Annotated in this window: 13 protein-coding genes; 9 read left to right on the top strand and 4 right to left on the bottom strand. The window is 63.4% G+C overall.

Annotation, left to right across the window (positions count from 1 at the left end; translation table 11 throughout):
- Positions 1-62 precede the first annotated feature (62 nt).
- Positions 63-971, bottom strand: a complete 909-nt coding sequence (locus NP945_RS05940) for a LysR substrate-binding domain-containing protein (RefSeq protein ID WP_256745805.1) — start codon at positions 969-971, stop codon at positions 63-65.
- Between the two features lie 120 nt (positions 972-1091).
- On the opposite strand from NP945_RS05940, the gene NP945_RS05935 reads away from it, so the two are divergent.
- The 7 genes from NP945_RS05935 (at position 1092) to NP945_RS05905 (ending at position 6661) form a co-directional block, all read left to right on the top strand.
- Positions 1092-2381, top strand: a complete 1290-nt coding sequence (locus tag NP945_RS05935) for an MFS transporter (RefSeq protein ID WP_256745804.1) — start codon at positions 1092-1094, stop codon at positions 2379-2381.
- 143 nt (positions 2382-2524) lie between these two features.
- Positions 2525-3706: a cell wall hydrolase gene (locus NP945_RS05930; protein WP_127270764.1), complete on the top strand. Its 1182-nt coding sequence runs from the start codon at positions 2525-2527 to the stop codon at positions 3704-3706.
- Between the two features lie 254 nt (positions 3707-3960).
- Complete coding sequence (locus tag NP945_RS05925; protein WP_127272330.1) at positions 3961-4368, top strand: AtpZ/AtpI family protein; 408 nt, start codon at positions 3961-3963, stop codon at positions 4366-4368.
- Between the two features lie 59 nt (positions 4369-4427).
- On the top strand, positions 4428-5186 hold the full coding sequence (locus NP945_RS05920) for a F0F1 ATP synthase subunit A (RefSeq protein ID WP_023808677.1): 759 nt from the start codon (positions 4428-4430) through the stop codon (positions 5184-5186).
- Between the two features lie 85 nt (positions 5187-5271).
- Positions 5272-5496 carry a F0F1 ATP synthase subunit C gene (locus NP945_RS05915; RefSeq protein ID WP_006206606.1) on the top strand — a complete coding sequence of 75 codons (225 nt, stop codon included), beginning with the start codon at positions 5272-5274 and terminating at the stop codon, positions 5494-5496.
- Between the two features lie 63 nt (positions 5497-5559).
- Positions 5560-6159: a F0F1 ATP synthase subunit B gene (locus NP945_RS05910; protein ID WP_127272329.1), complete on the top strand. Its 600-nt coding sequence runs from the start codon at positions 5560-5562 to the stop codon at positions 6157-6159.
- Between the two features lie 10 nt (positions 6160-6169).
- Positions 6170-6661, top strand: a complete 492-nt coding sequence (locus tag NP945_RS05905; RefSeq protein WP_127270951.1) for a F0F1 ATP synthase subunit B — start codon at positions 6170-6172, stop codon at positions 6659-6661.
- A 222-nt stretch (positions 6662-6883) separates the two neighbouring features.
- On the opposite strand, the gene NP945_RS05900 is transcribed toward NP945_RS05905, so the two are convergent.
- Positions 6884-7582: a ribonuclease HII gene (locus NP945_RS05900; RefSeq protein WP_127270953.1), complete on the bottom strand. Its 699-nt coding sequence runs from the start codon at positions 7580-7582 to the stop codon at positions 6884-6886.
- Between the two features lie 151 nt (positions 7583-7733).
- A complete protein-coding gene (locus NP945_RS05895) occupies positions 7734-8888 on the bottom strand; it encodes a PA0069 family radical SAM protein (protein WP_256745857.1) in 1155 nt (384 codons plus the stop codon).
- 150 nt (positions 8889-9038) lie between these two features.
- Here NP945_RS05895 and NP945_RS05890 point away from each other — a divergent pair, with 150 nt between their 5' ends.
- Positions 9039-9563 (top strand): glycosyltransferase, encoded by a 525-nt coding sequence (locus tag NP945_RS05890; RefSeq protein ID WP_256745803.1) that lies wholly within the window; start codon positions 9039-9041, stop codon positions 9561-9563.
- Positions 9564-9705: 142 nt separating this feature from the next.
- On the top strand, positions 9706-10680 hold the full coding sequence (locus NP945_RS05885; RefSeq protein WP_023808671.1) for a hypothetical protein: 975 nt from the start codon (positions 9706-9708) through the stop codon (positions 10678-10680).
- A 7-nt stretch (positions 10681-10687) separates the two neighbouring features.
- Here the strand turns inward: NP945_RS05885 and NP945_RS05880 are convergent, their stop codons facing one another.
- Positions 10688-11152, bottom strand: a complete 465-nt coding sequence (locus NP945_RS05880) for a GFA family protein (protein WP_256745802.1) — start codon at positions 11150-11152, stop codon at positions 10688-10690.
- Positions 11153-11247 lie beyond the last annotated feature (95 nt).

The following is an 11247-nucleotide window of genomic DNA, read 5'->3' as shown; positions in this document are numbered from 1 at the left end:
GCGGGGGAGATGTCCGCAGGACAGAGGGGACGGAACGCGACACTGGATACCTTTCCGGCTGTCTAAGCGACCTCCTTCAACCGCTCGTCCCGTGGCAGCGCCTGCAACGCCGCCTGCAACAATATGTCGGCTAGCCGCGCTGCCACCGGATCCAGTTCAGCATCCTTCTGGTGCAGCACCAACGCCATTTTGGGCAATGCCGGCAGCCCGGCGATCTCCGGCGTCATTGCGCTGACGCTGGCCGGCAGGCCGATGTCGGTGCGGATCGTCAGCCCCAGCCCCGCCGCCACGGCTGCCCAGATGCCGCCAAGGCTCGGGCTGGAAAAGGCCATCCGCCACGACAGCCCGGCGCGGTCGAGCGTTTCGGTTGCCACCGTGCGCAGAAGGCATGGCGCTTCGAGCGCCACCAGCGGCAGCGGCTCACCGTCGCGCAGGCTGGTCTCGATGCGCTTTGCCGGCCCGATCCAGCGCATCGGCACATCGGCGACATGCTGGCTGTAGGGCAGCGTTTCGCCGCAGTGCCAAGTGAGCGCGATGTCGAGGCTGCCTGACATGACCCTTTCGGCAAGGTCGTGGCTGCGTGCGATCCTGGCTTCGATCTTCACCTTGGGGTGCGCCCGGGCAAATCGGCCGAGCACGTCCGGCAGCACCGCCTCGCCGAAATCTTCCTGCAAGCCGAGCCGTACCCAGCCTTCCAGCTCGACATCATGGATGGCGGATGCCGCCTCGTCATTCAATTCGATCAGCCGGCGCGCATAGCCGAGCATGGTCTCGCCGGCCTCGGTCAAAGCGAGGCCGCGTCCTGATTTGCGGAAGATCGGCGTCGCCGCCTGTTCTTCCAGTTTCTTCAATTGCGCGCTGACCGCCGACGTCGACCGGCCAAGCCGGTCAGCCGCCTTGGCAAAGCTGCCCAGCTCCATACCGGTGACGAAACTGCGTAGGACGTCGAGGTCGAAAGTTACGCGTCGCATGTCTGAAGTCCCGATTTTCAGGATTGTTAGTTCAAAACTTCCTGATTTTCAGGATGAAATTATGGCGGTAGGGACAGATCGTCAAGGCCGGGACCGCTGGCCGGCACGGGAAATGAAGTCATGTCCGCCATTGTCAATTGCACCGACCGGCAGCCGTCGGAACCCTTGGAAGATACCGGTTCCGCCGGGAGGGCGTTCAAGCCGGGCCATCGCTGGAAAGTCCTGGGCATCGGCGTTGCCGCCAATGCCGCCTTCTCGGCTACGTTCTCCGGCATCCCGGCGACGGCGGTCGTTCTTCGCCAGGGCTATCACTTAGGCAATGCCGAGCTCGGCCTGGCGCTCGGCCTTCTCGGGCTGGGGGTCGCGCTCAGCGAACTGCCCTGGGGTCTGCTCACCGATCGCTGGGGCGACCGCCGCGTGCTCCTGATCGGGCTCTGCGCGACGGCGGCGTGGCTCCTGGTCATGGCGATGCTGGTTGTGCCGACAAAGTCCGGTATTCCCGGCGTCACGCTGCTCTCCGCGAGCCTGCTCATCACCGGACTGCTCGGCGGCAGCGTCAACGGTTCGAGCGGCCGCGCCATCATGGGCTGGTTTCGGGAAAACGAGCGCGGCTTCGCCATGAGCGTCAGGCAGACGGCGGTGCCGCTTGGCGGTGGCCTTGGCGCGCTCGTGCTGCCCTCGCTTGCGCTGGCTTTCGGCTTTGGCGCGGTGTTCGGGGTGCTGGCGGGCGCATCCGCTCTGTCTGCCCTGTTCGCCTGGCGCTGGCTGCACGAGCCGCCGACGGCGGGCGAGGGCCATCTCGCTTCGGCTGTGGCCGGACCGGCGCCGCTGCGCAATCGCGATGTCTGGCGTATCGCGACCGCCATCGGCCTGCTCTGCTTTCCGCAGGTGGCCGTGCTCACCTTCGCTTCCGTGTTCCTGCACGATTTCGTTGGGTTGGGAACGGCGGCAATCGGCGCGAGCCTCGCCGCCGTTCAGATCGGCGCCATGGTCATGCGCATCTGGAGCGGCCGCTTCACCGACCGTCACGGCAACCGCCGCCAATTTCTTCGCTTGTGCAGCGCGTTCAGCGCCCTTGCCTTCGCCATGCTTTGGCTGCTGGTCCTGTTCGGCCCAACCGTTCCGGGCGGCCAGCTCATCTGGTTGGTGGTCCCTCCAGTCGTGCTTATTGTCGCAGGCATCTCGGTCTCGGCCTGGCACGGCGTCGCCTACACCGAGCTTGCCACCCTTGCCGGGGCCAGCCATGTCGGGACCGCGCTCAGCCTTGCCAACACCTTTGTTTTCGTAGGCTTCTTCCTGGTGCCGGTGGCCATTCCGGGGCTCTTGCACCTTTGGTCTTGGTCCGGCGTCTGGCTGGCGGCCGCCATCTGCGCGCTGATCGCCCGGCCGATCTTCCTGCGTCCGGCCTGAGTTCGGCCGCAAAACCGCCCGACTTCGGAACCACGACCTGAAGCCGGCTGAGAACAATCCGATCGAAGCCGTTAACGTCCCATCAAGGTTAATGCATCATTTTGCTCTCCAGTGGGGTCTGTCGCGTTCCTGGAGAGTGTTCCGTGCATCGACGTGTGTTGAAGCGGCTGGTTGCCGCCGCCGGTGAGAGAAGACGTGGCTTTCTGCCCCCGTTCGTCATCGGTCTCGGCATCTGGATCGGCTTTCCGACCATCGTCGCCTATCAGGACATGACGAGCCTTGTCTCCGGCCTCGAAGCGAACACCCGCTGGAATTCCTATGTCGAGAAATCCGTCGCCGGCTCGACCCATGCGGCCGAGATGCCCTTTGTCGATTCTGATGTCACCGGCTCCATCTCCGGATCGGGTGTCCACCTGGCCGGTGTCGGCAACGTGTCGTTTCGCGGCAAGGGCGGCAAGGTCAGCGGCACGCCCGATGAGGACCGCGTCGTGCGCGCCGAGAAGAAAGGGCGCATCGTCCAGATGTCTCCCGTCGCACCGCCGAAGAACTTCAACGCCGGCTCGATCTTCGAGCGCACCTCCTCCTTGCTGCGGCCCAGCATGGACAGCGGCCTGAAAATGGCTTTCGCCAAGCCGCAGATCAAAGGCAAGGAAATCCAGATCGCCGCGGCATTCCATGCGCGCGAGGACAGGAAGCCGGATCCCGGCGTGCCGGCCATGCTGGCAGCGCTGGTCAACAACGACCATCCGGACGTGCTGGCCACCGCCTACGCGCAGTCCGAGCCTGACTATGCCAAGGCATCGCCCTTCGAAGCCCTGCTTCAGGACGAGCAGCCCAATGAGGGCCGCTTCATTCCGCCGATGGCCAAGGGCGATCATTCGTGGATCCAGAACCCGCTGCCCGCCAGTGTCTTCTCCCAGAAGGAGCAGGCATGCCTTGCCAACGGCATCTATTTCGAGGCGAGGAGCGAATCCGTGCGCGGCCAGGCCGCCGTCGCCCAGGTCATCCTCAACCGCGTCCGCAACCCGACCTATCCGAATTCGATCTGCGGCGTCGTCTACCAGAACGACAGCTGGTTCAACCGCTGCCAGTTCTCCTTCGCCTGCGACGGCAGGAAGAAGCGCATCGATAGCCCAGCCGCCTACAAGACCGCCAAGGAGATCGCCATGGCCGTCACTGCCGGCAAGATCTTCATCCCGGAGGTCGGATCGTCGACCCACTACTATGCGCAATATGTCCATCCCGGCTGGGCGCGCACGATGCAGAAGATGACCAAGATCGGCCTGCATATCTTCTATCGGACCTATGGCGGCGGCTGGAGCTGAGTGCGGAGTAGCCGCTGATCTTTGATGTGGCGCGCAGCCGATCAAAGGGCCATTGCGCGGGGGATTCGCGCCATGCATCTTCGTCATCATGGCGGGCACGATGTCGCACCTTTCTAATTCATTGATTTTATTGCCTAAAATACATGGCAATGAACTTCCGCCCGTGGCTTGACGGGCGCAAACCCTCTAACTATGTTGCCGGCGACTTTAGAAGCGGACGGACGGTGACGGTCTGACCGGGCAGGGGGGTTGCGATGGCCGACAAGAATGGGCCAGACGGAACCGGAAAAACCGGCCGCGGCAATCAGCATGAGCCCGACATCCGCGACGACGATCTTGAGCGCCGCCGCCGTGACCTTGAAGCTTCGCTTGCGACAAGGCGGCCGGGCCGGCTCGAGGGGAAAGACGACGCGAAAGCGGGCAGTGTGGCCGGTTACGGTCAGGCGCTCAAACTCTCCAGCGAATTTATCGCCGGGGTGGTGGTGGGTGCCGGCATCGGCTGGATCATCGACCGTCTGGCGGGGACATCGCCATGGGGTCTGATCGTGTTTCTGCTGCTTGGTTTTGGCGCCGGAGTGCTCAATGTGATGCGTTCCGCCGGCGTTGTGGCAGAATTTGGACAGGGCGATAAATCGCGCCGTGGCCAAGACGACAAGAAATGACCGCGCACCATGTGCGGTAATGGTAACGAGGCCGTACGCGGCATTGACGGGGTTTGAACGTGGCAGCTGACAAGGTCGATCCGATCCACCAGTTCCATATCAACAAGCTGATTCCGATCGACATCGGCGGCTATGACCTGTCTTTCACCAATTCGGCACTGTTCATGGTCGCAACCGTTATCGTCGCGGCTGGATTTCTGTTTCTCACGACGTCGAGCCGCAGCCTGGTTCCCGGGCGGCTTCAGTCGGTCTCCGAGATGGCCTACGAGTTCGTCGGCAACATGTTGCGCGATGCCGCCGGCACGCAAGGCATGAAGTTCTTCCCTCTCGTGTTCTCGCTGTTCATGTTCGTGCTCGTCGCCAATCTGCTTGGCCTGTTCCCGTATTTCTTCACCGTCACCAGCCACATCATCGTCACCTTCGGCCTTGCCGTGCTGGTGATCGCAACCGTGGTCGTCTACGGCTTCATGAAGCATGGTTTTGGCTTCCTGAAACTGTTCGTGCCGCATGGCGTGCCGGTCTTCCTGCTGCCACTGGTGGTGCTGATCGAAGTGATCTCCTTCGTGTCGCGCCCGGTCAGCCTCTCGGTTCGTCTGTTCGCCAACATGCTCGCCGGCCACATCACGCTGAAAGTGTTTTCCGGCTTCGTGGTCAGCCTGAGTGCGCTCGGCGCGGTCGGCGTCGCCGGCTCGATCCTGCCTCTGGCGATGGCGGTGGCGCTGACGGCACTGGAACTGCTGGTCGCCTTCCTGCAGGCCTACGTCTTTGCCGTGTTGACCTGCATGTATCTCAACGACGCCCTGCACCCCGGGCACTAGGTCCAAAAGTTTCCGGCCCAAGAATTTCCAACATTGGCGCCGGATGGAATCGCAACGGAATTTTAGATCCAAAGGAGTTGAACAAATGGACGCAGAAGCAGCAAAGTACATCGGCGCCGGCATCGCTTGCCTGGGCATGGGTGGTGCGGGCATTGGCCTCGGCAACATCTTCGGCAGCTACCTCGCGGGCGCACTGCGCAACCCGTCGGCTGCCGATGGCCAGTTCGGCCGCTTGATCTTCGGTTTCGCCGTGACCGAAGCTCTGGGCATCTTCTCGCTTCTCATCGCGCTTCTGGCCCTGTTCGGCTGAGCACTCGGGAAGATTGGACAGGCCGGCCGCGCGAGCGGCGGGCCTGAATTTCGGGGATAGTCCATGTTCGTGACATCTGCCTTTGCGCAAGAGTCCGCGCCATCAGCCGATACCAGCCACGCTGCTACGGAAGGCGACACGCATTCCAGCACCGGTGTGCCTGCTGAAGCGCATGGCACGTTTCCGCCATTCGATCCGGCGACGTTCCCGTCGCAGCTTCTGTGGCTGGCGATCACCTTCGGGCTGTTCTATCTCTTCCTGAAGCGGGTTGTGATGCCGCGCGTCGGCGGCATCATCGATGTCCGCAACGATCGCATCACGCAGGATCTCGATCAGGCGGCCAAGTTGAAGGGCGAGGCCGACGCTGCCGTTGCTGCCTACGAGCAGGAACTGGCGGAAGCCAAGACCAAGGCCAACGCGATCGGCCAGCAGGCCAACGACGCGGCTAAGGCCGAGGCCGACACCGCTCGCAAGAAGGTCGAGGCCGCGCTCGACGCCAAGCTTGGCGAAGCCGAGGCCCGCATCTCTTCCATCAAGGCCAATGCCATGAAGGAAGTCGGCAGCATCGCCGAGGACACCGCTTCGGCGATTGTCGAAGCCCTGGTTGGCGGCAAGGCCAGCAAGGCAGAGATCGCGGCCGCGGTCAAATCCGTGGCCCGGTGAGGAGCGCATCATGGACGCCACATCTCTCGCGACGCTCTGGGCCACGGTTGCCCTGGTCATCTTCCTGGGCATTGCCGTCTACATCAAGGTGCCTCGCCTGATCGCCAAGGCGCTCGACGCCCGCGCCGAAAGGATCAGCAACGAACTCGACGAAGCGCGCCGGCTGCGCGAGGAAGCCCAGCAACTGCTTGGCCAGTATCAGCGCAAGCGCAAGGAAGCCGAGCAGGAGGCCGCCGACATCGTCGCCGCCGCCAAGCGCGAAGCCGACTTGCTTGCCGCCGAAGCGCACAAGAAAACCGAGGACTATGTTGTCAGGCGCACCGCGCTTGCCGAGCAGAAGATCGGCCAGGCCGAGCGTGACGCCATCAGCGAAGTCCGCGCCAGCGCCGTCGACATCGCCGTAGAGGCAGCGCGCGCGCTGCTTGCCGGCAAGATCGACGCCAAGGCCGGTGCCGATCTGTTCAAGGCATCGCTTGCGGACGTGAAGTCGAAGCTGAATTAGAGGGTCCCGCTAGCCAATCATCGAAAGCCGCCCGGGCAACCTGGCGGCTTTTTTGTTGTGGGCGGGGATAATCTCCCCCCTCGAGGGGGAGATGTCGCCAAAGGCGACAGAGGGGGTCGGCTCGACCGGGCGCGACGTCATTTTTGCAGCGCAGATAAGGTCGGCGTTTCACGCGCGGCGACCCCTCTGGCCTGCCGGCCATCTCTCCCTCGAGGGGGGAGATCAGCTATCCATTCCGACGAAGCTCTCTTCCTCGACCACTTCAGCGCCACCCAGCCTGAACGGCGAAAACGATACGCGATGCAGCCGCGCCACCGGGCCATGCGCCTCGATTGCCGTGCGATGGCGAAGCGTGGCGTAGCCCATATGGACTTCGAAGCCGTAACGGTCGTGATGGTTGCCGCAGCCGCACATCATGCGATCACGCATCACCTTGGCGACGATCGAGGCGGCGGCGATCGACTGCGAACGCTGGTCGCCCTTGATCAGCGCGCGCCCTTCACAAGGCAGGCCAGGCGGCACGTCGCGTCCATCGGCAAGGGCGAGCTTCGGTCTGACCGACAGCCCTACCAGGGCGCGGCGCATGGCTTCCAGGCTTGCCTTGAGGATGTTGCTGCCGTCGATACCCTCGGCACTGATGGAGGCCATTGAGACCGCCTGCGCAGAGCCGAGAATTCGCAGGAACAAGGCTTCACGCTGCAGATGGCTGAGGCGCTTGGAATCGTCGAGGCCGTCGGGAATGTTGGCGGGATCGAGCACCACGGCCGCGGCGACTACCGGCCCGGCCAGGGGGCCACGGCCGGCCTCGTCCATCCCGGCAACCGGCCACAGGCCCTCCGCCATCGCCTTCGTCTCGAAGGAGAAGTCGGGCTTCTCGATGATCTCAAAGAGAGGCGGAGAATCAGAACGCGCGCGAGCCATGTTGCGGCGAGGTTCGCATCGGCTCTGATTCTCCGCAAGTCCCTCCGGGTCGGGTGGGGCGCCGGACCGGGAGGGCACCGTCTGCAGGCCGGGGCAGGCCGGACGGGATTCTGGTGCCGCGACGGATCAAACCACCGCGACGAATTGTCTCTTAAAGCAGCGTCAACTGCACCTGGTCTTTCCCGGCGGCAACGAACTGGTCGGTCCGCAGCGTGCGCCGTTCGGCATTGAGGCCGAGCCGCTTGGCTGTGATCTCGAAGCGCCGGCCGATCTGCCAGGCATAGGGACCGGCGCCCTTCATGCGTTTGCCCCATTCCGAATCGTAGTCCTTGCCGTCACGCATCGACCGGACCAGCGACATCACATGGCGGTAGCGGTCGGGATAATGACGCAGCAGCCAATCCTTGAAGATCGGGCTGACCTCCAGCGGCAGCCGCAGGATCACGTAGCCCGCTTCGCCCGCGCCCGCCGCACGTGCGGAATCGAGGATGCGTTCCATCTCCGGATCGGTCAGGCCCGGAATGATCGGCGCCACCATGACCGACGCCGGAATGCCGGCATCCGAAAGCTGCCGGATCGCTTCCAGCCGCTTGGTCGGCGTCGACGCGCGCGGCTCCATGGTGCGCGCCAGCATACGGTCGAGCGTCGTCACCGACAGCGCTACCTTGGCGAGCCCGCGTTCGGCCATGCGCGACAGGATATCGATATCGCGCGTCACCAGAGCGGACTTTGTCACGATGCCGACCGGATGGCCGCGCGCTTCCAGCACTTCGAGGATTTCGCGCATGATCCGGTATTGCTTCTCGATCGGCTGGTAGGGGTCGGTGTTGGTGCCGATGGCGATGGTGCGCGGCTGATAGCTGTCCTTCGAAAGCTCCTTGTCAAGCAAGCGCGCCGCATCAGGCTTGGCGAACAGCTTGGATTCGAAATCCAGACCCGGCGACAGGCCCATGAACGCGTGCGTCGGGCGGGCAAAGCAATAGACGCAGCCATGCTCGCAGCCGCGATAGGGGTTGATGGAACGGTCGAAGGAAATGTCGGGCGATTCGTTGCGGGTGATGATGGTGCGCGGCTTCTCTACCTGCACTTCGGTCTTGAAAGGCGGCAGTTCTTCCAGCGAATTCCAGCCATCGTCGAACACGTGCCGGCTGACTGGCTCGAACCGGCCGGACGGATTGATGCCAGCCGACCTGCCGCGGTTGCGGTCCGGGCGGACACGCATGCCGCTCTGCTCGACCATCGCGTTGGCCATCTCGGCTCTTCCTGCTCCGAAAGCCGCAATGTCGGCGCGCACGATCTGTTCCATCTTCGCCCGCTCCCAGGGACTGTCCATGTTGTGTCGAATCGCTCTGTTCATGAAATTATTCCTATTTGGTTGATGAGAACAAAGCAAGAACTTTCTATGGTGCGATGCAAAAACTGGCGCTGTCCGGCGCTTTCCGCTATTCGGCTAAGGATGCTCAGTGTTCTCATCGAAACCCGCAATGACGAGGAGGGCCTCGCCCGTACGCTCGCCTCACTGATTGGCGGCGCGGTCGAGGGCGTGGTGCGTGAAGTCATCGTCTGCGACACAGGCTCTACCGATCAGACGCATCATGTGGCCGAGCATGCCGGCTGTCAGTACGTGACGGGCGGTGTCGCTGCCGGCATCCGCCAGGCCAAGGGGGATTGGTTGCTGCTCCTGGAGCCGGGCGCGCGGCTGGTGGAGGGCTGGATCGACGAGGTTGTCGCCCATACGGCCAGGCAGACCATGGCGGCACGGTTTTCGCGCACGCGAGCCAGCCGCACGCCATTCCTGGCCCGGGTCTTTTCGGGAAACCGCGCCTTGGCCGACGGCTTGCTGATCAGCAAGCGTCAGGCGGCTGCCGCGGCAAAGAGCGCCGGCAGTGCCGAGGCCATCGCCCGCGGCCTCGCGACGAAGCGGCTCGACGCGGAGATCTGGATGGCGCCGGCCAAGCAGGAGCGCCGCTCGTCGACGTGATTTTTGCAGTTGCTCAGGTCATTGTGCATTGCACAAAATCTGACGCGGGGTTAGCTTCCGTTCAAGCGGGAATTGGGTTTGGGACATGCCGAGAGGCGAGCACCGATGCGGCATCGGTGGTGCTCTCATAGCCGAGGACCCAATGAAGCTTTCAACCCCCGACACATCCGGCGCGGCCAGTCTCGAGGCCATTGCGCGCAACGGCAGCCTGCTGCGGCGCATCGCCGTACGTATTCCAACCTATCTGACGGACCTGCGGGAGAACCCTGCCTGGCTGCCGATGTTCGTGCTGGCGCGCACGATGCCCGGACGCCGCATGCATTGGCTGGGCGCAAAACGCGCCCGCCCGGTCGCCAATGCCGGGGATACGATGTTTGCCGGTGTCGAACGGGGAGCGGTCGTCGATGCGTTGCGCTCCGACGGGCTGTTCTCAGGCCTGGTCCTGCCGCCTGATATCCATGAAGAGATCGCCGACTTCGCCGGGCGCACGCCTTGCTTCGGCAATTTCGACCGCCGTCTCGAATTCATGCCGGGGGAACATGCCGAGGCCGAGAAACGCCTTGGCCGCTCGCTGCTCAGCGGGCATTTTTTCGAGCGCATCCTCGACTGCCCGGCGGCGCTTGCCATCCAGCGCGATCCGCTGCTTCTGGATATTGCCGCGCACTATCTCGGCGGCCAGGCAAAACTGATCACGACGCGCGTCTGGTGGAGTTTTCCAACCGGTGCGGCTTCGGACGCCGACAAGAACCTCGCCTCGCTCGGCAAGTATCATTTCGACCTCGATGATTGGCGCATGCTGAAATTCTTCTTCTACCTGAAGCCGGTCGACGCCGACACCGGTCCGCATGTCTATGTCAGGGGCAGCCACAAGCGCCGCAGCCTCAAGCATCAGCTTACGCTTCTGGTCGGTCATCCCGCGCAACAGGTTCTGGATGTCTATGGCGAGCAGAGCCCGGTGACGCTGACCGGCGAGGCCGGTCTCGGCTTCGTCGAGGACCCCTTTGGCTTTCATATGGGCACCGTGCCGGCACGCACGCCGCGACTGATGATGGAAGTCGGCTTCGGCGTATCGCCGCCGTCGCGCCGACGGTTTCATGGCGAGCCGGTTATCCGCTGAGAGCTGCCTATCCGAAGCTCATCTCGACAGGTGTCCAGTGTGTGCGGCGTCTGGCTTGGCGCTGCGCCCTGTTTTCCGTATCGAAGTCAACGCGGACCGGCTCCTGGTTGAACCGTTCGCGGTCGTCCAGGGCGTTGATGATGACGATCGCCCTTGCATCGTCATCTCTGGCGATTGCATCGTCATCTCTGGCGATTGCATCGTCATCTCTGGCGATTGCGGCGACGTAGACACCGCACCGCCGGCAGATCAGATAGTCGGCCGTCCTCAGCCCGAACTGATATCTCCGCAATTGCGTCTCGTCCTTGACCGAGATGACCAGTCTGCCATTCGGATCGGCAACGGCGCGCGAACCATGTCTGACACAGAACGAGCATTGGCAAGCGCGAACTTCGGTTTGCGGTGGCTCGAGCTCGGTTGAAAATTCAAGGCGTATGTTGCCGCAATGGCATCCACCGGTGTGCACGGTCATCGTAGCTGCCTTGTCGTGAACGGCGATGATCGCCTTCAGACAAGGTACTTTTCCGAGGTCCGGTTTGGAATGGGGTTTCAAAGGCGCCGGTGCTG

The sequence above is a fragment of the Mesorhizobium sp. LMG17149 genome (assembly GCF_024518695.1).
GTDB lineage: Bacteria > Pseudomonadota > Alphaproteobacteria > Rhizobiales > Rhizobiaceae > Mesorhizobium.
The sequence above is the reverse complement of the archived record's forward strand: the minus strand, read 5'-3'. Positions and strand labels throughout refer to the sequence as shown.

Bases quoted from the DNA above. Each gene is read 5' to 3' on its own strand.
- NP945_RS05905 (WP_127270951.1), top strand. From the start codon at position 6,170: ATGGACGCCACATCTCTCGCGACGCTCTGGGCCACGGTTGCCCTGGTC.
- NP945_RS05885 (WP_023808671.1), top strand. From the start codon at position 9,706: ATGAAGCTTTCAACCCCCGACACATCCGGCGCGGCCAGTCTCGAGGCC.
- NP945_RS05895 (WP_256745857.1), bottom strand. From the start codon at position 8,888: ATGGAACAGATCGTGCGCGCCGACATTGCGGCTTTCGGAGCAGGAAGA.
- NP945_RS05940 (WP_256745805.1), bottom strand. From the start codon at position 971: ATGCGACGCGTAACTTTCGACCTCGACGTCCTACGCAGTTTCGTCACC.
- NP945_RS05910 (WP_127272329.1), top strand. From the start codon at position 5,560: ATGTTCGTGACATCTGCCTTTGCGCAAGAGTCCGCGCCATCAGCCGAT.
- NP945_RS05935 (WP_256745804.1), top strand. From the start codon at position 1,092: ATGTCCGCCATTGTCAATTGCACCGACCGGCAGCCGTCGGAACCCTTG.
- NP945_RS05890 (WP_256745803.1), top strand. From the start codon at position 9,039: ATGCTCAGTGTTCTCATCGAAACCCGCAATGACGAGGAGGGCCTCGCC.
- NP945_RS05880 (WP_256745802.1), bottom strand. From the start codon at position 11,152: ATGACCGTGCACACCGGTGGATGCCATTGCGGCAACATACGCCTTGAA.
- NP945_RS05925 (WP_127272330.1), top strand. From the start codon at position 3,961: ATGGCCGACAAGAATGGGCCAGACGGAACCGGAAAAACCGGCCGCGGC.
- NP945_RS05900 (WP_127270953.1), bottom strand. From the start codon at position 7,582: ATGGCTCGCGCGCGTTCTGATTCTCCGCCTCTCTTTGAGATCATCGAG.
- NP945_RS05915 (WP_006206606.1), top strand. From the start codon at position 5,272: ATGGACGCAGAAGCAGCAAAGTACATCGGCGCCGGCATCGCTTGCCTG.